The organism is Chryseobacterium sp. MA9 (genome assembly GCF_024399315.1).
Taxonomy (GTDB): Bacteria; Bacteroidota; Bacteroidia; order Flavobacteriales; family Weeksellaceae; genus Chryseobacterium.
Genome location: NZ_CP075170.1, coordinates 1,944,967 through 1,966,321 on the forward strand (window position 1 = coordinate 1,944,967; position 21,355 = coordinate 1,966,321).

23 protein-coding genes are annotated in these 21,355 nt (G+C 35.8%); 12 read left to right on the forward strand and 11 right to left on the reverse strand.

The annotated features are described in order from the left end of the window. Positions 1 to 137 precede the first annotated feature (137 nt). Together KIK00_RS08760 and KIK00_RS08765 are read left to right on the forward strand one after the other, a co-directional pair. Positions 138 to 359: a cytochrome C551 gene (locus tag KIK00_RS08760; protein ID WP_255816180.1), complete on the forward strand. Its 222-nt coding sequence runs from the start codon at positions 138 to 140 to the stop codon at positions 357 to 359. A 185-nt stretch (positions 360 to 544) separates the two neighbouring features. Then, on the forward strand, positions 545 to 754 hold the full coding sequence (locus tag KIK00_RS08765; protein ID WP_255816181.1) for a hypothetical protein: 210 nt from the start codon (positions 545 to 547) through the stop codon (positions 752 to 754). 398 nt (positions 755 to 1,152) lie between these two features. Here KIK00_RS08765 and KIK00_RS08770 read toward each other — a convergent pair whose 3' ends face one another. Then, positions 1,153 to 2,781, reverse strand: a complete 1,629-nt coding sequence (locus tag KIK00_RS08770; protein WP_255816182.1) for a tetratricopeptide repeat protein — start codon at positions 2,779 to 2,781, stop codon at positions 1,153 to 1,155. A 301-nt stretch (positions 2,782 to 3,082) separates the two neighbouring features. Here KIK00_RS08770 and KIK00_RS08775 point away from each other — a divergent pair, with 301 nt between their 5' ends. Continuing rightward, positions 3,083 to 4,243 carry a thioredoxin family protein gene (locus tag KIK00_RS08775; protein WP_255816183.1) on the forward strand — a complete coding sequence of 387 codons (1,161 nt, stop codon included), beginning with the start codon at positions 3,083 to 3,085 and terminating at the stop codon, positions 4,241 to 4,243. A 222-nt stretch (positions 4,244 to 4,465) separates the two neighbouring features. Here KIK00_RS08775 and KIK00_RS08780 read toward each other — a convergent pair whose 3' ends face one another. Further along, positions 4,466 to 5,488, reverse strand: coding sequence for a 3-oxoacyl-ACP synthase III family protein (locus KIK00_RS08780; protein WP_255816184.1), 1,023 nt, complete (start codon positions 5,486 to 5,488; stop codon positions 4,466 to 4,468). 73 nt (positions 5,489 to 5,561) lie between these two features. On the opposite strand from KIK00_RS08780, the gene KIK00_RS08785 reads away from it, so the two are divergent. The 5 genes from KIK00_RS08785 to KIK00_RS08805 all read left to right on the forward strand — a co-directional run bounded on the left by KIK00_RS08785 (position 5,562) and on the right by KIK00_RS08805 (position 9,452). Continuing rightward, positions 5,562 to 6,461, forward strand: a complete 900-nt coding sequence (locus KIK00_RS08785) for a CorA family divalent cation transporter (RefSeq protein ID WP_255816185.1) — start codon at positions 5,562 to 5,564, stop codon at positions 6,459 to 6,461. A gap of 162 nt (positions 6,462 to 6,623) precedes the next feature. Further along, positions 6,624 to 8,210, forward strand: a complete 1,587-nt coding sequence (locus KIK00_RS08790) for a patatin-like phospholipase family protein (protein ID WP_255816186.1) — start codon at positions 6,624 to 6,626, stop codon at positions 8,208 to 8,210. Between the two features lie 43 nt (positions 8,211 to 8,253). Then, positions 8,254 to 8,754, forward strand: coding sequence for a DUF2199 domain-containing protein (locus KIK00_RS08795; protein WP_255816188.1), 501 nt, complete (start codon positions 8,254 to 8,256; stop codon positions 8,752 to 8,754). Between the two features lie 3 nt (positions 8,755 to 8,757). Further along, complete coding sequence (locus KIK00_RS08800; protein ID WP_255816189.1) at positions 8,758 to 8,982, forward strand: hypothetical protein; 225 nt, start codon at positions 8,758 to 8,760, stop codon at positions 8,980 to 8,982. A 17-nt stretch (positions 8,983 to 8,999) separates the two neighbouring features. Further along, positions 9,000 to 9,452, forward strand: a complete 453-nt coding sequence (locus tag KIK00_RS08805; RefSeq protein ID WP_255816190.1) for a hypothetical protein — start codon at positions 9,000 to 9,002, stop codon at positions 9,450 to 9,452. 45 nt (positions 9,453 to 9,497) lie between these two features. Here the strand turns inward: KIK00_RS08805 and KIK00_RS08810 are convergent, their stop codons facing one another. Next, entirely contained in the window at positions 9,498 to 10,028 is a 531-nt protein-coding gene (locus KIK00_RS08810; protein ID WP_255816192.1) for an NAD(P)H-dependent oxidoreductase, read from the reverse strand. Between the two features lie 91 nt (positions 10,029 to 10,119). Between KIK00_RS08810 and KIK00_RS08815 the strand changes: the two genes are divergently transcribed. Continuing rightward, positions 10,120 to 10,497 (forward strand): helix-turn-helix domain-containing protein, encoded by a 378-nt coding sequence (locus tag KIK00_RS08815; RefSeq protein WP_255816193.1) that lies wholly within the window; start codon positions 10,120 to 10,122, stop codon positions 10,495 to 10,497. Between the two features lie 79 nt (positions 10,498 to 10,576). Here the strand turns inward: KIK00_RS08815 and KIK00_RS08820 are convergent, their stop codons facing one another. Further along, entirely contained in the window at positions 10,577 to 11,137 is a 561-nt protein-coding gene (locus KIK00_RS08820) for a DNA-3-methyladenine glycosylase I (RefSeq protein WP_142718662.1), read from the reverse strand. Then, the gene (locus tag KIK00_RS08825) at positions 11,137 to 11,454 is read right to left on the reverse strand and encodes a MazG-like protein (RefSeq protein WP_255816194.1); all 318 of its coding nucleotides are present in this window, start codon (positions 11,452 to 11,454) and stop codon (positions 11,137 to 11,139) included. Before KIK00_RS08825 ends, KIK00_RS08820 begins: the two co-directional genes overlap by 1 nt. A 167-nt stretch (positions 11,455 to 11,621) precedes the next feature. Here KIK00_RS08825 and KIK00_RS08830 point away from each other — a divergent pair, with 167 nt between their 5' ends. From KIK00_RS08830 to KIK00_RS08840, 3 genes are read left to right on the forward strand one after another with little or no spacing between them, the layout of a single operon-like run. Then, positions 11,622 to 12,536, forward strand: a complete 915-nt coding sequence (locus KIK00_RS08830) for an alpha/beta hydrolase (RefSeq protein WP_255816195.1) — start codon at positions 11,622 to 11,624, stop codon at positions 12,534 to 12,536. Between the two features lie 38 nt (positions 12,537 to 12,574). Next, positions 12,575 to 12,931 carry a hypothetical protein gene (locus KIK00_RS08835; RefSeq protein ID WP_255816196.1) on the forward strand — a complete coding sequence of 119 codons (357 nt, stop codon included), beginning with the start codon at positions 12,575 to 12,577 and terminating at the stop codon, positions 12,929 to 12,931. A gap of 53 nt (positions 12,932 to 12,984) precedes the next feature. Next, positions 12,985 to 13,998, forward strand: coding sequence for a TQO small subunit DoxD (locus KIK00_RS08840; protein WP_255816197.1), 1,014 nt, complete (start codon positions 12,985 to 12,987; stop codon positions 13,996 to 13,998). Positions 13,999 to 14,175: 177 nt separating this feature from the next. Here the strand turns inward: KIK00_RS08840 and KIK00_RS08845 are convergent, their stop codons facing one another. From KIK00_RS08845 to KIK00_RS08870, 6 genes are all read right to left on the reverse strand, one after another. After that, positions 14,176 to 14,772 carry a hypothetical protein gene (locus KIK00_RS08845; protein ID WP_255816198.1) on the reverse strand — a complete coding sequence of 199 codons (597 nt, stop codon included), beginning with the start codon at positions 14,770 to 14,772 and terminating at the stop codon, positions 14,176 to 14,178. A gap of 390 nt (positions 14,773 to 15,162) precedes the next feature. Then, positions 15,163 to 16,740, reverse strand: a complete 1,578-nt coding sequence (locus KIK00_RS08850) for a DHA2 family efflux MFS transporter permease subunit (RefSeq protein ID WP_255816199.1) — start codon at positions 16,738 to 16,740, stop codon at positions 15,163 to 15,165. 140 nt (positions 16,741 to 16,880) lie between these two features. Next, positions 16,881 to 17,984: an HlyD family secretion protein gene (locus KIK00_RS08855; protein WP_047378441.1), complete on the reverse strand. Its 1,104-nt coding sequence runs from the start codon at positions 17,982 to 17,984 to the stop codon at positions 16,881 to 16,883. Between the two features lie 16 nt (positions 17,985 to 18,000). Further along, entirely contained in the window at positions 18,001 to 19,314 is a 1,314-nt protein-coding gene (locus KIK00_RS08860; protein ID WP_255816200.1) for a TolC family protein, read from the reverse strand. Beyond that, positions 19,298 to 19,936, reverse strand: coding sequence for a TetR/AcrR family transcriptional regulator (locus tag KIK00_RS08865; protein ID WP_255816201.1), 639 nt, complete (start codon positions 19,934 to 19,936; stop codon positions 19,298 to 19,300). Before KIK00_RS08865 ends, KIK00_RS08860 begins: the two co-directional genes overlap by 17 nt. Positions 19,937 to 20,210: 274 nt before the next feature. Next, a complete protein-coding gene (locus tag KIK00_RS08870; protein ID WP_255816202.1) occupies positions 20,211 to 21,329 on the reverse strand; it encodes a DNA polymerase III subunit delta' in 1,119 nt (372 codons plus the stop codon). Positions 21,330 to 21,355 lie beyond the last annotated feature (26 nt).

The window sequence follows — 21,355 nt, forward strand, 5'->3', positions numbered from 1 at the left end:
CTAATCCCTACAATCCGTTACCTGCTACCCGTTACCTAACATCTTTTAACAAACTTTACCTATATTTTACGATTTTCCCTACCCTCTTAGGAATAATTATTGATTTTTAATACCTATACACCCCAAAATAAAATAGTATGAAAAAGTTATTGCTAACAGTCATTGGAATAGGAATATTTGCAGTGAGCTGTGGAACCAAAGAATCGACAATGTCATCGAGCAGCCGTGATTCAGCGAAGGTAGACAATGCACAAAAAAGTGTATCGCCTGCAACCACTGATACTATGACTACAAAAATGACGAATCCTGACAGTATCAAGATCAAAAAGGATTCTGCGGTAATGTCTCCTGTCAAATAGTATTGATATACGTTCAATTTAAAATGGAAAATCTGCAGATGAAAGCTCTGCAGATTTTTTTATTTTTGAGATGCTGGAGGTTAAATATTAGATGTTGGAACCGTATTAAATTTTAATAATAACATCTTTCATCTTTTTAATTAAATTCTTACATTTGATTAACACCAAACATTAAAATATACACTATGAAAAAATTATGGATAGGAGCAGTTCTTGGACTTCTTTTCCTTGGAAGTTGTGCTCAGAATAAAGAAAAAAGAGAGGAATATAAAGATGCTCACAACAAGGATTCTTTAAGAAACAAAATGGGTGATTCTGCTGTTGCTAATTCTATACCCTCTCCGGCAGCTACCGATACTTCAAAAACAAAACCCGACAGTACAAAAGTTAAATAAAATCACAAATCCACAGACTTCTGTGGATTTGCACTTAAAAAAACTTGACTGAAAAAAAACCGGGCAATCAACCCCGATTATGAGATATGGTTGATATTCTGAACAGAATATTTCCTTCAAAGATAAAAATGGGAACCGTGGCTATTTCAATGATGAAATATACACATGTTCTATATATCAATTTTCATGGTTTAATTTTAAGCTGAGGGATTTGTCTTACTATATATTATTTCCGAAAAAGGATATTCCTTCAAAAAATAAAGGAGATAAGCTGTAGTATGATTGTGTTCATGTCCCTGGAACTGGCGCAAAGATAGGATAGCAAAGGGTTTCTGTAAAACAATAGGTTGTTCATTTTCGTGAAAATAGTAAGATAGAATTTAAAAACCTATCTCTTTTTAATCATTTTCGGGAAAATGGATATTTTTATCTGATTGATTTTCAGCATCAAGATATTTGATATAGGATGATGGAGAATAGTCTGTGACCGCTTTGAAAACTGCAGCAAATTTACTGTGTGAAGAGAAGCCGCATTCATCAGCAAGGATGCTTATTTTATATTGCCTGTACTTCTCATCGTTGATCAGTTTATCCACAATATATTTGATTCTTAGACGGTTGACATATGATTTAAAATCGGCACTTTTATGCTGATTAATTACATAAGACAGATATTTTGTATTGGTATTTAATTCACCTGCAAGAAAAGACAGAGACATTCCTTTATTGTTATAGAGCTCACCTTTCTCAAAATCTTCAAGAAGTTCAAGCAGCTTTGATTCTGTTTCTGAAGTCATCAGAGAATCATTTCGTCTTCGGTCTGTTTCAGAATCTTTTTCATCAATTTCTTCTACAGATATATTGGAAAACTCAGAACCATCAGATTGTTTTAAAGGATGACTACTCCTGCTGCTGATCATTTTCAATTGAGTTCTTATGATATTCCTGAACTTTGAACGTTGCTTTTTCTGCTTCATTCTGAAGAAAACAAGTAAACCAACCAACAAAGTAAACAGGACAATAATGGTGGCATTTTTCACCAGATTTATATGTCCGCTCTTCTTGCTGATCTTCCCTTTTGAAATCTCCGTACCTTTCATTGTGAAGCTTTGATTACGGGCTGCAATACTGTCATATGTCCTTACATATTTCACAGCATATAAAGAAGCTTTGAAATTATCCCCCATCCCTTCATAGTAGTCATTTATATTGGAGTATACTGCTTTTTTCAATATAAGGCTTCGGGAAGTGTCTGCTATTTTTTCTGCTTTTTTAAGGTATAGTTCGGCATCTTTCCAATTTTTCTGCTTCAGACGGATTCCTCCCAGGCCATTATAAACCAATCCGAGCGTACAGCTTCCAACTTTAAGCAAGCCTTCAGCTTTCCTGTAATAATTTTCAGAAACAGGATAGTCATTAAGTTTGAAATAGACATCACCCAGCAACTGATAGGAAGCAGCAGCTGTCCTATCTTCATTACGGCTATTGATTCTTTCAAAATATTTCAGGGAAGATTCTATAAATTGTATTGCATTTGAGTAATTACCCAGCTCCATTTCATAGAAAGCCATTTCCTGATTCAAGAGCCCTGCCGCCTCATTGCTTTTATGAAAATCAGTAATCCTGCCGGAAGCTTCCAGCCCTTTTACAATATATTTTTTAGACCGTTCATACAACCCTACCTGTCTATATTGCCTGGCAAGTAATCTGGTTACAACAGCCATCCGTTCCGGGTCGTTAATCTGATTGATCACCGAGTGGGCGTTTTCACTATAACAAATGGCTTTTTTAAGTTCACCGGCATGATGATAAAGTTCTGAAGAGAGAATAAGACACTGTATTTTCTCAGAGGGTTTCTGTGCCAACATATAAAGAGAATCTGCCGTCTTGATTGCTTTGGGTAAATCTTTATACGCCGTAACAGAAGAAGTTCTTTCACAGATAAGGTCAAAGCTGTTTTTTTTCTGAGCAAATATGGGGACTGCTGTTACCAGCAAAAACAAAAATTTCAGGAGATTTTTAGACATACAGAAACAAATTATTATTTTTATTTTATAATAATTCATCATTATTTTCACTAGGTGTCTTTTTGTTTTTTACAAAACTAGTGATATTTTATTTTTTATTAAAACATTATATTGAAATTTAACTATTTAACTCAAAACAACCATTTACATTAATTTTAATAATTAGACCAAAACAATACATGATTATCTTTCATATAAACCGATGTCTGTTTTAACACTAAGGTTCCTTTATAATTATTTTCAATATGAACGGCTCATGTGTCATCATATTTATTACATTTGCAGGGAATAAAAAGTTTTTATGAAAAAAATAGCAATACTTTCCTCAATCTTTATAGGAGTTCTTGCATGGGCACAGGGAATTAAATTTGAAGACAGCAATTTTGCGTCTATCCTTGCCAAAGCAAAAAAAGAAAAGAAACTGGTCTTTATAGATGCATACGCTTCATGGTGTGGACCTTGTAAACTGATGGTAAAAAATATCTTCCCCCTTCAGTCTGTAGGTGACTACTATAATTCTCACTTCATCAATGCTAAAATTGACATGGAAAAAGGAGAAGGAATAGAGTTGGCTAAAAAATATAATGTAAAAGCATTCCCTACTTACCTGTTTATTGATGGAAACGGTGAAGCAGTACACAGAACATTAGGATATGTTGAAGAAAAAGACTTTATCCAGTTTGCCAAAGATGCTGAAGATCCAAACAAAAGACTGACTTCTCTAAAACAGCAGTTTGAGAAAGGAGAAAAAGATCCTGAGTTTCTAAAGAACCTTGCAGGGCTTACGATGTATAATGATGCTGAGTTTGCCGGTAAAGTACTTAACCGTTATTTCCAGCAGAAACCAAGTTTAGATCAGGAAGATATTCAAATGCTTCTTTCTGGAGTTCAAACTACAGACAGCCCTTTGTACAAGATTTTCCAGGATAAGAAAGCGGATATCATTAAATTCTTCCCGGAAGATAAGTACGAAAAGTTTGACAAAAACATCAAGCTGAATACGGTTTCCAAAAAAGCATATAACGCAGATACAAAAAAATGGGACGACAACTACTTCATGTCTGAAACTCAAAAATTTCTAAGCAAAGAAGAGGCTGACAAGATTTTAAAAAGAATGAAAGCTAACAGAGCTTTAAAGAATAAAGATATTCCTGAATATGAAAAATTGATCCTTGATTTATACAAAGATTATTCTGCAGCAGGTTCTGAAGAACTGAATTCTCTTGCGTGGAACTTCTTTGAAAATGTAAGCAATAAAGCATCTCTTGAAAAAGCAATTGCTTGGGCACAGGAATCTGTAAAGAAAGATCAGAACTTTGCCAATACAGATACTCTCGCAAATCTTTACAATAAGATCGGGGATAAGAAAAATGCTAAAAGCTGGGCTGAAAAGTCTATTGAACTTGCAAAAAGCACAGGACAGGATTCTTCTGACACCGAAAAATTATTGAAAAGCCTTTAATTAGGAATATATAAAGCAAAAACCGCAGAACTTCCAGTTCTGCGGTTTTTTTATGGTGTTTTGTAAGAAGGGATCGCGCAAACCACCCCGTCAAAAATTCTTTGAATTTTTGCCACCCCTCCAAAGGATGGGAATTTTCACGTCTTCAGTTGTGATATAAGTGAAAATAAAGCTTTCTTACTGTTTTATAATATAAAATAAACGATTTATTATTCTCTTCTCTTAGTATTCAAACAGCACACTTCCCCATGTAAATCCGCTTCCGAAAGCTGAAAGAAGTACCAAATCTCCTCTTTTGATTTTCCCCTGCTCAATCGCTTCACTTAAAGCAATAGGAATAGAAGCAGCAGTTGTGTTTCCGTATTTCTGGATATTGTTAAAGACTTTCTCATTCGGTAATCCGAATTTTTCCTGTACAAACTGAGCAATTCTAAGGTTAGCCTGATGTGGAATAAACATATCAAGATCTTCAACTGTCTTTCCTGCTTTGTTCAATGCTTCCATCATGGTCTCCGGGAATCTTGTTACCGCATGCTTGAACACGAAGTTACCATTCATGATCGGATATACCTCTTTGTTGGTTACATTTTCAGGTTCTTTTCTCATTCTGTCACTCCATCCAAATTTTGAACCCGGGAACTGAGTACAAAGTTCGTCTGCATATTTTCCTTCAGAATGCATATTCACCGCTAAAATATCGCCTGAATTTTCATCTTCCGAAGCTGAAAGTACAACAGCTCCTGCTCCATCTCCGAAAATAACAGAAACCCCTCTGCCTTCATCAGAAAAATCTAATCCGAAAGAGTGAACTTCTGCTCCAACAACAAGGATGTTTTTATAAGTACCTGATTTAATAAATGCATTGGCAACGCTCATAGAGTATACAAATCCTGAACATTGATTTCTCACGTCCAATGCTCCAATGGTGTCACATCCCAGCATATCCTGAAGCAATACCCCGCTTCCCGGGAAATAGTAATCCGGAGAAAGGGTTGCAAAAACAATAAAATCAATATCTTTTGAGGTAAGACCAGCATTCTGAATGGCTTTTTCTGAGGCCTTAAATGCTAAATAAGCAGTAGTTTCCTGAGCGTCATTCCTATTTTTTCTGTGTCTTCGTTCCTTAATACCCGTTCTTTCCGTAATCCATTCATCATTGGTAGTCATTAGTTCGGCTAAATCATCATTTGTAACAACGTTATCTGGAACATAAAATCCCACACCTTTTATTGTACTTTTAATCATATAGTTTTTTAATTTTGGCAAAGATAAAACTTATTTAACACATAGTTTTTCAAAATATTAGTATTTTTACTTTATGCCAATTGATACGATATACAGAACCTCCCAGTGCGAATGGGTAGATGTAGAGGCTCCTACTGCAGAAGACCTGAAATTCCTTCATGAAAGATATGAAATCAATAATCTTCTTCTGGAAGATACCATGGATCCCAACCACCTTCCCAAATATGAAGAAGACGGAAATGTCAAATTCTTTCTTCTTCGTGAAAGCACAGAGCTGGAAAGAAAGAATCTGAATACCATCAGTGATATCAGCACCAAGATCGGGATTTTTCTGGTGGATAATACCATTATCACCATCCACAGGATGAAAACCAGAAGTATCACTGAGGTCAAGAAGAAAGTTTCTTTGATTCAGGAAGATTTTAATCCTCACCAGATCACGTTGATGATTGCTATATTGATCATGAAAAGTTTTGATGATGAATCTTTAAGCCTGTTCGAGACTATGGACAATATAGAGAATGAGATTTTCCTTAAGAACACTAATCATACAAGCCAGATCCGCCGTCTTTATAAGCTGAAACGAAAATCAGGATTAAATTCACGGGTACTGGTAATTTCTACGGATGCCATTGATAAATTTAAATTATTGAATTTACAGGACTCTGAAATTGTCGATTTAAAGGATAAACATAAAGATGTAGTGGCGGATTTTGATCATTTGAATATTCAGATCACCAACCTTATTTCCATGTTCCTGGCACTTTCGGATCAAAAGGCTAACCAGGTCATGAAAGTTCTGGCTATCTATTCTATTTACTTCTTACCCATCACCTTTATTGCCGGGGTTTATGGGATGAACTTCGATAATATGCCTGAACTGCATCATAAATACGGATATTTTATAACATTGGGAGTTATGGCTACAGTTATGATCAGTACATTTATTTATGTAAGACGAAAACAGTGGTAATTCATTTTTTACGAACGCAAAGGTGCATAAGAATACAAAATGATACATGTTTTAAGGTGCAAAGATTTTATCTCAGATACAATATAACCTGGTTGACTATTTTAGATCAGAGATTGCTTCACCTCAGATCACAATGACTACCCATCATCAAAACAAAATACCATGACTACTGAAAACCTTAATAAGTTTCTGGAAGATTCTTCTCTTTCGCAGGCCTCCAAAGATAAACTGGCTGCTTTGCATGAGAATATATCCACCAAAGAATTCTCTGATCTCCTGGATCAGTCTGGGAATCAGTATGTAGAGTTTGTACAGGAAGGCGGTGGTGTCTGGGGAAGTGCATTGGTAGGTTATCTTTACGGCCTGGAAATATTCGGTATCCGTTTTCTGAAAGTGGCCGGAACGAGTGCCGGTGCCATTAATACCATGCTCATTGCAGCCTGTAAAACCAAAGAAGAATCCAAAAGTGAACTCATCAAAGATATCCTTTTCAGCTGGGATTTTTCCGATTTTATGGATGGGAAAACCTATGTAAAAACCACTCTTCATGCGATGCTTAACAATAAGGATTTTTTTAAGATCAATGCCATTATTGCTGTGATCCTCTTCATTATCCTGATCAGTATTCCTTTTTTAGCTTCTTCAACCACTATACTGAATGCCAAACTGATGTTTCTGATTCCTCTGATTCCGGCTGTCATTCTCTTTTTCTGCATTCAAAAGCTGTATAATAATTTCAGAAAAGAAAACAGCGGGCTCAATCCCGGAAATGTTTTTCAGAATACCATGCAGAATGCCCTGGATCAATTTGGAATAAAAACGGTAGCCCACCTCAACGAAAAATTTATTCAGAAAGAGCGGGATCTTAACCTCAATTATCGGTATGGAAACGGTATGGAATATTATACAATGACCTTGCAAAGTATCGAAAAAATTAAAATAAAAAATAAGGAACATATTGATCAGACCCGATACAGAATTTTCTATGAAAGTGCCCTCAATAATGATTATTATAAAAACAATCCGTTTTACCTTCTCAAATCTGAATATGTTGTCATTACCACCGATATCAATGCTAAAATTAAGGTAGAACTTCCTACGATGGCGAACCTCTACTGGTCCGAAGAAGAGCTGAAGCACATCAGTCCAGCTGAGTTTGTAAGAGCTTCTATGGCTGTTCCTTTTTTCTTTGAGCCTTTTCAGAAACAAATCAATAAAAACGACAACTCCGTAAAGTATGCCTGGAGATATTGGATGAATACCAAACCGGAAGATATCAACCCTGCCGGGGTTTTCATTGATGGAGGCAGTATTTCCAACTTTCCTATTGATCTCTTTCATGCCGATGAAGTTTTTTATCCGAGAATGCCTCTTTTTGGAGTGCAGCTGACGAGTGATTCTGCTATTCTTTCGGAAAGAGGAAAAACCAGTGCAGAAATCCTTAAAACACCTTTCAGCTATGCCGGAAATATCATCAGTACATTGAAAGGTTTTAATGACAAAACTTTTCTTACCAAACATACTTTTTACCGTTTATACAGTATACAAAGTGTCAACTGCGGTACGAGCAGCTGGCTGAATTTCTTTATGAAAAAAGAAGAAAAGGAAGAACTTTTCAACAGAGGTTTCCAGGCTGCCCTAGATTTTCTCAACGGATTCGACTGGGAAAAGTACAAATATGAAAGAATGATGCTTACGATGAAGGAGAAAAAAATACTGAAAGAAGAGGATACGCCTACGGTGGGATAAGGATTTTGCTTTAAATTAGAATCAACATTACAAATAATATACGATGACAAGATACATCTGTCAATGCTGTGGAGAAGAAAAAGAAGACTGGCCTGCAATAGCCTATAATGCTCCTTGTTTCTATTATAACCTATCTAAAGAAGAACTCAAAAATGCTGAACTCAGTTCAGACCTTTGCGTTGTAAAAGAGGAAGAAGATACCTATAAATTTATCCGTACTGTTCTTGTACAGGAAGTCACAGATGATTGCAGAGATCTGGATTATGGAATCTGGGTTTCACTGAGTGAAAAAAGCTTCTGTGAATATGTTGAAAATTATGATAATAAAGATTTCGAAGCTGAATATTTCGGATGGCTTTCTACCGATCTCCCGGATTATGAGTTTGAGGAAAGTGTTCCTACAACTGTGGTGGTAAATAATTCTATCGGCCGCCCTTTTGTTTATCCTCACCAAAGTTATGATCATCCATTTGTACATGATTTTTATAATGGAATTGCAAAAGAAGAAGCAGAGAAAAGAATCAATCGGGTTTTAAATAAATAGAAAATGAAATCAATTTACAAGTACCTATTTTTTATCGGATTATTAATGTTTGTTCTATCCATTATAATGTTTTTTATGTCTGTTGGATTATTTACGGCAAGAGGAGATTATCCTGAAATCATTGTAAATTTAGGTGAAATTTCCTTTTTCCTCTGGCATCCTTTTTTAATCATTGGAATATTTTTAACTATAGTAGGAATAGTTGGTAGACTGAAAAAAAATCAATAAAAATATATTAACTGAATATGAAAAAATTGATTTCAGAAAAATTTCATATTATTCTTTTGGTACTCACTTTAGGATTTATCATATTCTGTTTAATTAGTGCCAATCTGGGTATTAATGACCTTCTCAAGAGCCCAAAATACACCATTGGAGAAGCTATATCAGACTGGCATCACAAAAATAATAATGGCGTAGGAATAGATTATAAATATGATGTTAATGGTATTACCTATTCTAAAACAGCTAATGTCTCTTATCAGAAAGGAGATAAATTCCTGATTATTTTTGATTCTATAAAGCCTGATAATTCAGCCATACTTGACATCTACTCTATTGAGAATTATCTTATAGACTTAAAAGTTCCTTCAAAAGGCTGGAAATATCAGGATGTTCCTTTTAATATTGACAGTAATACGATAAAGAAATATGTGCAGGACTGGAATCCAGAACCCTTTGAATATATTCAGAAATAAAGTTGAACTCACGTAATTCAAGAGTCCAACTTCATTTTTATATTGTTATAAATTATCCAAAAACTCCAGATACATCGGAACACTTCTGTTGATCCATTCATCGGAAGAATCTCTTTCAATTCCGTAATAAACAAAAGGCTCTTTGTAGTCTGCTTTTATATAATCAAAAGTCAGTTCATAAGGTCTGAAAAGTTCCTTCATGGTATATTTATACTCTCCGGATGCGCTATACCCCTCTTCATCAATTCCTGCGGTAACAGCCAATGACATTTTCTTTCCGGCCAGTTTAAATCCACTGTTGCTTCCATAGGCCCATCCATACAAAACCACCTCATCCAACCACTGTTTTAAAAGCGGCGGACTGCTGAACCAGTAAAAAGGAAACTGAAATACAATCTTATCATAAGACTCCATCATTTTTTGTTCCTGTGCCACATTAATTTTCCCATCGGGATATGCTTCGTATAATTGGTGGACCGTATATTTCTCCGGGTGTTTTTTCAATTCATCAATCCATTTTTTATTAATCGCTGATTTTTCAATATCAGGGTGTGTTACAATCACTAAGGTCTTCATTATGTTTAAATTTCTATGACAAAATTACTACACGTAACTTACATTTCGTACATTAGCTACCCATTGTATGGTACTATAAAAAATGTAAGTAATGACTAAAATAAAGGAAACTTCAACGAATTTTGCCAACAAGAAAGCACTTGCTGATGAGTGTCCGGAAATCTATGCCTCCAACATTATCGGAGGGCAATGGTCATTGGCAATCTGCTGTTATCTGATTAATGGAAAAATGAGGTTTGGTGAACTGAAGAAAAAATTAAATAACATTACAGAACGTATGCTCACCCTACAACTCCGAAGATTAGAGGAAGATAAAATTATTACCAGAACAGTATATGCCGAGGTTCCGCCACGGGTAGAATATGAACTTACAGAAATCGGGTATAAACTAAAACCTATTATCCTGGAGTTTGAAAAATGGGGAAATGAGCATAAAGAACTGATGGCAGAAACTTCAAAGAATGACTAATTTAGATTACTACGGAATGACAAAAAGAAGTGTTTGACATTAAGCACGCATTGTGTCATTCCATAAGAATCTAAGTTTATTATTTATTCAAATTTTCTTTCCACAAAGGCTTTTGAGCCAAAACTTTTGAGTGTATCGGACAGGTTTCATGATGGGCTCCCTTAAGATATCCTGTGCTCATAAGAAATTCATTTACGATTTCTCCGCCTGTGAATTTGAATGTTTTTTTAAACAACTTCATCCATTCCTGCAGAGTTTTAGGATGATGATGTTCCAGCCATTTTTCAAAGGATCCGAATTCTTTCTGAAGCTCTATAATCGTTTTGGCATTTTCAATCGCAGCATTTACCTTTAGTTTATTTCTGATAATTCCCGGATCATTCAATAGTCTTTCGCGGTCTTCTTCTGTATAAGCTGCTATCTTTTGAATATCAAAATGATCATATGCTTTTCTGAAACTGTCTTCTTTTTTCAGAACGGTTTCCCAGCTTAAGCCTGCCTGATTGATTTCCAGAATCAACCTTCCAAACAATTCATTATCATCATGAATGGGAAATCCATAATAGTTGTCATGGTAATTTTTGTGCAGTTCTTTTCTGCTTTCCGGCTGCATGCCTTCTATTGCTAAACAATAACTCATTAGAATATATTTTCTGTTTTCGTTAAAAATTTTTCTAGGGCCTCTTTAATATCAATTCCTGTACGGTCTGCCAGAATGATCAGCCACCAGATATTTTCTGCTAATTTATGTTCCAATTCTTCCGCTGAATCTTTTTTCAGCCATGTTTTCTCATGAGACATCACATTTCTACCAATTAGCCCTGCATCCGTAAGATAAGCAAGAGCATCCTCTTCCAATGTCCATTGGGTTCCGTTGCCTTTTATTTCCAGCTGATGATATTTTTCTCTGATGTCCAGGGAACGTTTTATGATTTTATCAAAACTGTTTAGCTCCATATTTTACTGTTTTATGCAAAAATTTCAGGGTATAAAGATAAGTCTGGATTGTGACAACAGTCCGTCAGTAGTATTTTTATTTTTTAAAATTTAAAACTAACTCAAATATCTTTATTTTCTTCCTCTCAGAGAATATTTCGTAGTTTAGAAGGCTCAAAATAATCATCATGAAATTAATATTTTCCTTCATTTTTGTATTATGTTCGCTGGTCTTTAAGGCACAAGGTTTATATTCCAGAGCCTATGGAAATCCAAAAAATATTCCTGTTATTTTTATTCATGGAGGACCGAGCGGAAATGCGACTTTATTTGAAGGAACTACAGCTCAAAAACTTGCTGATAAAGGATTTTACGTAATTGTCTACGACAGACGCGGTGAAGGCCGTTCAAAAGATGAAAATGCCACCATGACTTTTAAAGAAAGTTTTGAAGATTTAAAAGGAATTTACACCACTTATCATATCAAAAAAGCAAATATTCTTGCTCACAGTTTCGGTGGAATTATCGGGACGCTCTTCACTTCACAGTTTCCTGAAAAAGTAAATTCGCTGACTCTTGTCGGAGCTTTATTTACGCAGCAGGAAACCTATGATCATATTTTAAAACAGGCAAAAGAACATTTTAAAACTGATCCTGCCCAGCTCAAAGAGATTTCAGAAATAGAAAATCTGGATAAAAATTCTGCAGCCTATAGAAAAAGATGTTATGAAATGGCCGGTAAGCTCAACTTCTTCGATATGCCCAATCCTACTCCCGAAAGTGAAATGCTGAGAAACGAATACAAAGCAGGTGAATTTTATAAAAACAACATCAGAAATTCTGATTCACCTCTTAAATTCTATAAAAATGAACCTCTTAACAATCTTGATAACACACCTGTTTTAAAAGATATCCGAAAAAAAGGAATTCCCATTTTTGCTGTGTATGGTAAAAATGATGGAATATTTTCGGAAAAACAGCTGAATGATCTTAAAAATATTGTCGGGAAGAAAAATTTTAAGCTTATTGACAACTGTTCTCATTACTTATTTGTAGACCAGCAGGACGATTTTTTACAATTTATTAAGCTTACATTGAAATAAAGTGTAGTTTTGTAATTATGCCCCATTCAGGACTCCATATGAAAACCTATAAAGCTGTCATTATGATGCTTGTACTGGTGTTTTCATTATCACCGTGTTCTGTAAAAAGAAATGTTCTTGATATTTTTGACATTCAGTACATCAGCGGGCTGAATAAGGTAAAGATAACCTCGTCACTTTCTTCCAGCTGTGATACGGTATCTGTCTCCACAGAAGTTTCAGTATCAAAAGCTAAAATTCAGGAGCAATACAAAGATTCTTTTTCCAATTTTTATTCCATTGCAAAAAATTCTGCTGAAAAGAAGATTTTCTTTAATGAATACTCGGGGCATTCTACAGGAAACAGCCCTCCGAGATATATTTTATTTAAAAGGCTGAAGCTTAATCTGGTTTAATCTTTTTAACCCAATTAAAAAATCAGTTTTTTATAATACAATATCAATTTTCAATGAAACATACCCTAAACAGCCAGTCTTCGGATCTGGCCGGATTATATACTTTATCTCTCCGAATGGTAATCGGATGGACGTACTTTTCAGCCTTCTGGCGCAGACTTATCCTCGAAAATAAACTTATTCCTGATGAACAGGGATATATCGGGGAAAAATTCAATCATTTTTTACCAAATGCACTTGGCATAAAACCTATTATTGAGTATCTCGTTACCCATCCTGATGCTTTACAGCGATCCATGATGATTTTCACAATTATTGAAGCTATTGTGGGATTATTCATTATTCTCGGGTTATTTACGCGGCTTATGAGTATCGGTATCTTCAGTCTTGCCCTCGGGATTCTTTTGGGTTCCGGCTGGCTGGGAACAACTTGTCTTGATGAATGGCAGATAGGAGTTTTAGGAATTGCAGGTGGATTTGTACTGTTTCTTACCGGAAGCGGTCCTTATTCAGTGGATTATTATTTCATGAAGAGTAACAAAAGTTTTTCTCAAAAAAGATGGTTCCAGTGGCTTGGTTCGGGAAGTTTTCCTGTCTCACAATCAAAAGTTCTTGTATTGGCAGGCTCACTCATCATATTAAGTTTGACTCTTTTTACCAATCAGTATTTTCATGGAGGTGTATGGGGAACCCTACATAATAAATCGGTAAAACCGAAACTTGAAATCTCTAATATTTCCCATAATAATTCGGATTTAAAATTTGAAGTGTACAGAACGGAAGGAGCCGATGTTTATGGCTCTTTCCTGATAGGTATCCATATTCTGGACAAAAACGGAAATATTTTAAAAGCACTGGATCATAAAGAACTTTCCGAATTGTCTAAAGAAAATATACAGAATCATTATGTTACCAAAGTAAAACCCGGAAAGCACAGCTTGGTCATTCCTCTGGGAGCAAAGGCTGATGTTACTTTGAATATTAATGATATTCTTCAGAAAAGTGAAATTCATGCACTGAAACTGATTGATGTAAGTGGGATTGAGTGGATTGAGAGTATTAAATAGATTAAAATTCAAGGTCCGGAATTCGGGGTGCGGGTTTTATGTTTTGGCTAAAGCCAATTCTTAATTTATAATGATAAAAGCGGACTTTAGTCCGCTTTTATCAATATTTTGAGATAAAAATTCATTACAATAAGATCTGTAGAATCTGTGAAATCAGCAAGACAACTTATAAGAATCCTATTTTTCTGAGACAACGATATGATAGCTGCATGAACTGTCCGGATCAAGTTTCAGCACTTTTATTTCAAGTAAAACATCCAGCCCCATGGTATCGCAAACTCCCTGTAAAAAAGGTTTTATGACAGGCCATTTCAACAGGCCAGCGATTTGCAGGCTCTGTGTGATTTTATGGTAGCGGTCTACTCCTTTGATCAGCAGTTCACATTTGTGTTCATTTAATTCTTTAAATTCAAAATTATATTCGGGACTGGATGTAAAAATTGCTCCTATCAATATTTTGGCTACAGCCGGAATACCGGGCTGCAGATTAGGTTTGGTTTCAAGATTTCGCAGTGTCATTCTGGATCCGAGATCATACATGAAAGTACTGGAAAGCTGCTCGATAGCTTCAGCTCCGTAAAGTCTGCCAATCTGCTTGAGCATTCCTCCGTAAAAAGCTCCTGTAATATCAGACAGGCGCTGGGTAAGTTCTGTAAAGGTTCCGGGAAAAAAATCTGAGATAATCTGAGCCTGATTCATTTCAGGAAGAAAGATATCATGCTTTCTGAAGTCTGATAATGCCAGATAGGTTTCCGGCAGGTTCATTTGATTCATATTTAATATTTTGTAAGTATGTTGAGATCATGGTTTAGTTAAATAATGAAACGAAAGACAGTATTTTATAAAGCTTTCGGAAATAAGAACATTGTCTTTATTGGATATAAAAACAAAGTAAAAGATAGCGCTCGATTAATTGATATTCAGATAAAAATCCGGTACTCTATCAAAAAAATTCCTTTTTGAAAAAGGTTTGGGGGGTGAGGGAATCTATTCATATTTTTTCATTTGTTCATGTAAAGCTAGAAAAAATAATTAAACTCTCCAATAAGTGATATTATTTTTTGTTTAACAAAATTAAAACTGAAAGTTATTGTCTGATATTATTTTACAGTAGAAATGAACAAAAAAAAACCTTCGGAAATATCGAAGGTTTTTAATTAAAATTTAGTGCATGGCTTCACTCAAATCTATTTTTTCTTTGCTCTTTCTTTCTTTTACGAGTAAGATAAACGGAATACATATCAGGAATATGATTCCGAGATAAAGAAATACATCCATATAAGAGAGTACAGTGGCCTGCTTGGTTACTGACAAATCAAGCATTTTATAAGCTGCATTCATTGCTGCATCAGGTGTCATTCCTTTGGCAATAAAATTTGCTTTAAGGGCAGCCAGTCTTTGCTGTACATCAAAACTGTTTTCGTCAAGATGAGAAATCAGATTATTCCTGTATTTCTGACCGGCATTAGCAATAAAAGTTGTAATCGCTGCAATCCCGAAAGATCCCCCAAGCTGTCTCATCATCCCGGTAAAGGCTGCTCCCTGACCAATCTCCTGCCCTTTCAGTGTACTTAAAGACAAAGAGGTGATTGGAATAAACAGTAGCCCTAAACCTGCTCCTCTTACAATCAGCATCCAGAAAAATGCATCTTTACTGGTATCCGGTGTCAGAATTTTATATCCCCAGAAACTATAGACAAAGAAGATGAACAACCCTAAAGAAACCAGGATCTGCTGTTTCGCACCTTTTGCCAGTAATCTACCAATAATAGGCATCATGAAGGCCGTTGTCAATGCAGCAGGAATCATCAATGCTCCTGACTGAAGTGCCGTCCATCCCAAAATACTCTGGGTATACAAAGGAACGATGAACGTAGAGCCATAAAGCCCAAATCCAAGCACAAATGACATCATTGTCCCGATTCTTAAATTACTATTTTTAAGAACCCTAAGCTCAACAATTGGATATTTAAAGGTAAGTTCCCTCCAAAGGAATAGTATAAACCCTAAAACTGCCGCTACTGTGAAGGCTACGATCATTCCGCTTTCAAACCAGTCTTCTTCATGTCCTCTTTCCAGGATGAACTGTAATGATCCCACGGTAACTGCCAGTAAACCAATTCCAATCCAGTCAACATCCGAAACCTTACGTTTCTCAGCATATTTCGGACTTCTTACAAACTGAAGTGTCATCAGCGTTGCAGCAATTCCAATTGGAATATTAATATAGAAAATATACGGCCAGCTGAAGTTATCAACGATATATCCTCCAAGAGGCGGACCTAATGTAGGGCCGATGATTACTCCCAGACCATAAATAGCCTGAGCCATACTTCTTTTTTCAATCGGATAAGATTCCGTAATGATCGTCTGTGAAGTTACCAATAAGGCTCCCCCACCGATTCCCTGCATCAATCTGAAGAACACGAGTTCCCAGATATTGGTCGCATTTCCACATAAAAATGAAAATATGGTAAATATAATGATGGATACCGCAAAGTAATTTCTACGCCCAAACTGCTGGGAAAGCCAGCTCGTCATTGGTACTATAATTACGTTACCAATGGCATAAGCTGTAATTACCCATCCCACTTCGGAAAGTGTAGATCCAAGATTCCCCTTCATTTCATTCAAGGCAACATTGACAATCGTGGAATCTACAATTTCAAGAAGGGCACAAAGGATAGCCGTAATCGTAATGATTACTCTCCGGGCTCCATATTCTACTAATGAATCTTGCATAAGTTTTTTACGATGTAAAAAATCAATTGTGAATTTTGCTTCGCAAGTGAATAGTGAATTTTAAAACATTTTATTTAATTGACAGCAAAGCTGATTCACTATTGACAACGAAGTTAATTGACTTTTAACAATTTTAAATGTTATTTCAAAGCAACTTCTGCCTTCACGTTCATTCCTGTTCTCAATCTTTTGGCAATATTCTTATCAAGATTTACAAAATCGATTTTTACAGGAAGTCTCTGAACTACTTTTACGAAGTTACCACTTGCATTATCCGGAGGAAGAATGGAGAAAGTAGCTCCTGTAGCCGGAGAGAATGAGCTTACCACTCCTTCAAATTCCTGGTCAGGGAAAGCATCAATCTCAATTTTCACTTTCTGTCCTTCTACCATTTTGTCTACCTGTGTTTCCTTATAGTTGGCCACTACCCATTTCTGGTCGTTTTTAACCAAAGCAAACAACTGAGCCCCCGCCTGCAGATACTGGCCTGCCTGTGTAGGTACTTTTCCTACATATCCGTCTTCGGGTGCAAGAATTACAGTATAGGATAAATTCAATTTTGCATTTTCTACATCTACTTCTCTTTGTTTAGCAACAGATCCTGCAACACTGATTTGTTGTGAGCTTGCTGCTGTCTGAGAAGAAGCAATATGAGTCTGCTGAGCAATTTGATTTCTCTGGTCAACTAAAACCTGTAATTGTCTGTCTGCAGATTGTTTTGCAGCTAAAGCCTGCTCATACTGTTGTTCTGTAATAGAATGATCTTTTACAAGATTAGCATATCTCTTCAAATCCTGAGAAGTTTTCCAAACGTTTACTTTTGCCGCTTCTATCTGAGCATTGGCAGTTACTACTGCCGCTTCTGAAGAACCGATGTTTTTAGAAGTCGCTGTAGTAGTAGCTTCAGCGTTTGAAATATTACTTTTAGCGGTAGATAATGCTGCCTGAGCTTGATCAAGGGCCATTTTCTGATCTCTGTTATCCAAAATCACCAAAGTATCTCCTTTCTTTACAAACTGGTTGTCTTTTACTTTTACCTGAGCTACATATCCTGAGATTTTAGAAATTACTGGTGCCATATTGGAAGCGATCTGAGCATCGTCAGTCTCTTCATGATACTGTCCGTAAGTAAAGGCTCTGTAACCATAGATTCCTCCTCCGATTACGACTGCCGCTAAAATGATAGGAAAAACTAAGCTTTTTTTCTTTTTAGGTTCAGCTGCCTGTGTATTATTATTTTCCATTTTGGTTTCGATCTGATTATTTAATTGTTAAAGTTCCTGTTGTCTGTAATAGTTTTCTGTATGCCAGTGCTGCATCTGCCTTAGCATTGATCACACCTACGTTTGCTGCGATCTGAGCTGCGTCTGCATCCAGTAATTCTGTCATGGTTGCAAGACCGTTATCGTATTTATTTTTTGTAATTCTGTAATTTTCATTAGCCTGCTCAGCAGATTTTTCGAAAACAGCAATTCTCTTTTTTGAATAGTCTGTGTTTTGATATTCTCTGTTCACATCAAGCTTAATATTGTCATTCAGTAATTCATCTGTAGCTGCAAGCTGTTTTTCTCTCGCTTTTGACTGTCTTAATGAAGAATTTTCTTTCCATAAGTTGGATAAATTATAAGAAATCCCAATTCCTACATTGACTGCATTATATATAGTAAGAAACTTAGGAATATCTGCCGCTACATAACCTCCGGTAAATGCAATAGAAGGAAGATTTTCCGCTTTTGCAGCTTTTGATCCCAACTCTGCCGCTTTTCTCTGTTGTGCTAAAGCCTGTAAATCTTTACGGTTTTCTCTGGCTTCAGTGACATAAAAATCAACCGGTTTCACATCTGAACCTTCTTCAATATAATTCTCATCCACTTCTAACTCTGTAGTCTCAGGAATGCCTAATAACAAATCCATATTGATGTTGGCAATATTGTAGTTGTTCTTAGCTTCCAATAACTGAAGTTCGATATTCGAAGTCTGAAGGTTTGCTTTTAATCTGTCATTTCTCGCGATCAGACCATTGTTCTCCATTTTAAGGAAAGTCTCATCTCTTTTTTGAGAAGCAGCAAGGTTTTCTTCAAAAACTTTGATTGACTGGTTAGCTTTAAACAAATTATTATAAGCCTGAGCCACGTTATAAGCAATGGCAATTTTATCATTCTCAGTACTTAATTTAGAAGCTTCTACCAAATATTTAGCCGACTGAATACCATATTTAATTCGGCCGCCGCTGTAGATCGGAACACTAAGATTAGCTGAACCGTAAAGCACCTGATGTACTTCGGGACCTCCTGCTCCTGAAACACCTGGAAGTTTGATATCTACATTGGGCTTTATCGGAAGGTACATATAGCTTCCTGATACTTTCAATTCTGGTAGCTGTCTGTTTTTAGCTTCCAAAAGATCAGCTGTAGCCTCTTCGATCTTGGCTGCATCGATCTTGAGATTCTTGCTGTTCTGGATTCCCAACTGTACAGCTTCGTCAAGAGAAAGTGTTTTTTTCTCCTGAGCATTTGCATTTGCTATTCCTACGAATAGTGATAATGCAATCACTGAGTTATTTATTCTCTTCATAACCTAAAAGGTCTTTTAGTAAGTATTTAATATGTTTATTAAGTTCTGTATAGTATCTTTCATCAAAAGCTTCCTCATCTTCTGTTTCATTCAGGAATTCTTTATACATTTCTTTCGCGTTGAATGCATAAAATAAAGTTCCGCTTACTGTGGAATGAAGCAGATAAATAGGTGGTTTTTTTGTGAAAATTCCATTTTTAAGACCGCTGTCCAATATTTGTGAATACATAGAAAGAAATCCCATTTTGATTTGCTTCAAAAATTCTACAATCTGAGGATTCTGAGTGTGCAGCTGCTCTCTCTGCATAATCCTGTAAAAGCATTTTTGAGTACGGATCTTGTTAGAAAACTGATCAATTACTTTTTCTATTTTCTGCCATTCGTTGATATCGGTTCGTCCCAAAAGATCTTTTGAAAAAAACTGACCTTCATTCATTCTGTATTCCACTAATTTCTCATAAAGTTTTTCCTTAGAGCCAAAATAATATGAGATCATAGAGATATTTACATTAGCCTCCTTTGCAATTTCCCGGGTGGAAGTTCCTTCAAACCCCTTTTCTGCAAAGAGCTTCTCGGCCGCGAATAATATATTTTCTTCTTTTGAAATCATGCTAGTGTTCATTTTTCAGGGCGCAAATTTACACAAGTTTTATATAAAATCAAACGATTGATTGATTTTTAATATAGATTTAATTTATTGTAAACAAAAGACGATCTCTATAATCCAGTGCGAGACTAATAAAAAAGCCACTATTTCCAGCAAGAACCCTCAGTAATGACAAGATTTATTTAAAGTTCTGATAATGCTCTGTAATAAATCCTTTTATTGCTTAAAAAATTTTGAACTTTGAAAAAAATGAAAAATAAAAACTCCGGTACTGCTACCGGAGTTTTCTTTATGTGCTTTTGTGAATATATCTTGATAGTTTTATACCCAGATCTGTCCATACAATTTTAGGATTACCGTTTCGGGTCAGATGCAGATCGGCTGCATTGATTTCTTCTAAGATACTCTCAATATTGGCTCCGCTGATGAATTTTGAAAATCCTGTCCAGTTGAATCCGTTTGCATCTATCTTTTTATATACCAGATTCTCGGACTGATAATTCTGAAGTAATGCAAGCCTAAAGATTTCCGAACAGTAGTTCAGGAAGTTTTTCTGCTTTTCTCTATTCCATCCTGCAATTTCTCTGGCCCAAAGAATGATACTTCTTAGATACTCGGGTTTCTTTTTTACCATAAAGGCATCTCTCACCCACTGCACGAAGAGCTTTTCAAATTCATTGGTTTTATCTCCGGAATTCAGCAGCTTTACAGCATCATTAAGATCTCCCTGCGCTTCATGAACAATTTCTTTCACTTTTTCCTCTGAAACAGAAAAGTTTTTTTTGAGATAGTTTTCAATATCTTCATCATGTATTCTAGGGATTTCTACAATCTGTGTTCTGGAAAGAATGGTAGGAAGAATATCATTAGTGCTTTCTGCAGTAAGAAGGATAATTGTTTTTGCGGGTGGTTCTTCTAAAAATTTCAAAAATTTGTTTGAAGCCGCAATATTCATTTTATCAGCCCTCCAGACAATAAGGATTTTGGTTCCCCCTTCAAAGCTTTTTAAAGAAAACTTCTGGTTCTGGTCATCAATTTCATCTGCTGAAATAAACAGCTGTTTGTTTTCAGACTCTAAAAAAGCGGTCCAGTCATCATAACTTGCATAAGGAGAAGCCATGATCATTTCTCTGAATTCATCAAATTTATTCTTGCTTAAAGAGTTTCTATTGTCTGTAAAAACAGGAAAGCTGAAATGCAGATCCAGGTGATTGAGATGTTCTACTTTCGCCGCAGCATGTTCATTTTCACGATTTAGAATCTCTTTTGCATAGGCCAAAACCATGGGTAATGTTCCGTATCCCTCTTTTCCTACAAAAAGTTGGGCATGGCTCACTCTGTTTTCGGCAATGCTTTCTCTAAGAAGTTTTTTCAGATTCGTCTGTCCGGCGATGTTCTCCCAATTCATGTTTCAAAGATAAAAAATCTTATTTC

Excerpts from the sequence above, each read along its gene's own strand:
- KIK00_RS08760 (WP_255816180.1), top strand. The coding sequence starts at position 138 with ATGAAAAAGTTATTGCTAACAGTCATTGGAATAGGAATATTTGCAGTG.
- KIK00_RS08765 (WP_255816181.1), top strand. The coding sequence starts at position 545 with ATGAAAAAATTATGGATAGGAGCAGTTCTTGGACTTCTTTTCCTTGGA.
- KIK00_RS08770 (WP_255816182.1), bottom strand. The coding sequence starts at position 2,781 with ATGTCTAAAAATCTCCTGAAATTTTTGTTTTTGCTGGTAACAGCAGTC.
- KIK00_RS08775 (WP_255816183.1), top strand. The coding sequence starts at position 3,083 with ATGAAAAAAATAGCAATACTTTCCTCAATCTTTATAGGAGTTCTTGCA.
- KIK00_RS08780 (WP_255816184.1), bottom strand. The coding sequence starts at position 5,488 with ATGATTAAAAGTACAATAAAAGGTGTGGGATTTTATGTTCCAGATAAC.
- KIK00_RS08785 (WP_255816185.1), top strand. The coding sequence starts at position 5,562 with ATGCCAATTGATACGATATACAGAACCTCCCAGTGCGAATGGGTAGAT.
- KIK00_RS08790 (WP_255816186.1), top strand. The coding sequence starts at position 6,624 with ATGACTACTGAAAACCTTAATAAGTTTCTGGAAGATTCTTCTCTTTCG.
- KIK00_RS08795 (WP_255816188.1), top strand. The coding sequence starts at position 8,254 with ATGACAAGATACATCTGTCAATGCTGTGGAGAAGAAAAAGAAGACTGG.
- KIK00_RS08800 (WP_255816189.1), top strand. The coding sequence starts at position 8,758 with ATGAAATCAATTTACAAGTACCTATTTTTTATCGGATTATTAATGTTT.
- KIK00_RS08805 (WP_255816190.1), top strand. The coding sequence starts at position 9,000 with ATGAAAAAATTGATTTCAGAAAAATTTCATATTATTCTTTTGGTACTC.
- KIK00_RS08810 (WP_255816192.1), bottom strand. The coding sequence starts at position 10,028 with ATGAAGACCTTAGTGATTGTAACACACCCTGATATTGAAAAATCAGCG.
- KIK00_RS08815 (WP_255816193.1), top strand. The coding sequence starts at position 10,120 with ATGACTAAAATAAAGGAAACTTCAACGAATTTTGCCAACAAGAAAGCA.
- KIK00_RS08820 (WP_142718662.1), bottom strand. The coding sequence starts at position 11,137 with ATGAGTTATTGTTTAGCAATAGAAGGCATGCAGCCGGAAAGCAGAAAA.
- KIK00_RS08825 (WP_255816194.1), bottom strand. The coding sequence starts at position 11,454 with ATGGAGCTAAACAGTTTTGATAAAATCATAAAACGTTCCCTGGACATC.
- KIK00_RS08830 (WP_255816195.1), top strand. The coding sequence starts at position 11,622 with ATGAAATTAATATTTTCCTTCATTTTTGTATTATGTTCGCTGGTCTTT.
- KIK00_RS08835 (WP_255816196.1), top strand. The coding sequence starts at position 12,575 with ATGAAAACCTATAAAGCTGTCATTATGATGCTTGTACTGGTGTTTTCA.
- KIK00_RS08840 (WP_255816197.1), top strand. The coding sequence starts at position 12,985 with ATGAAACATACCCTAAACAGCCAGTCTTCGGATCTGGCCGGATTATAT.
- KIK00_RS08845 (WP_255816198.1), bottom strand. The coding sequence starts at position 14,772 with ATGAATCAAATGAACCTGCCGGAAACCTATCTGGCATTATCAGACTTC.
- KIK00_RS08850 (WP_255816199.1), bottom strand. The coding sequence starts at position 16,740 with ATGCAAGATTCATTAGTAGAATATGGAGCCCGGAGAGTAATCATTACG.
- KIK00_RS08855 (WP_047378441.1), bottom strand. The coding sequence starts at position 17,984 with ATGGAAAATAATAATACACAGGCAGCTGAACCTAAAAAGAAAAAAAGC.
- KIK00_RS08860 (WP_255816200.1), bottom strand. The coding sequence starts at position 19,314 with ATGAAGAGAATAAATAACTCAGTGATTGCATTATCACTATTCGTAGGA.
- KIK00_RS08865 (WP_255816201.1), bottom strand. The coding sequence starts at position 19,936 with ATGAACACTAGCATGATTTCAAAAGAAGAAAATATATTATTCGCGGCC.
- KIK00_RS08870 (WP_255816202.1), bottom strand. The coding sequence starts at position 21,329 with ATGAATTGGGAGAACATCGCCGGACAGACGAATCTGAAAAAACTTCTT.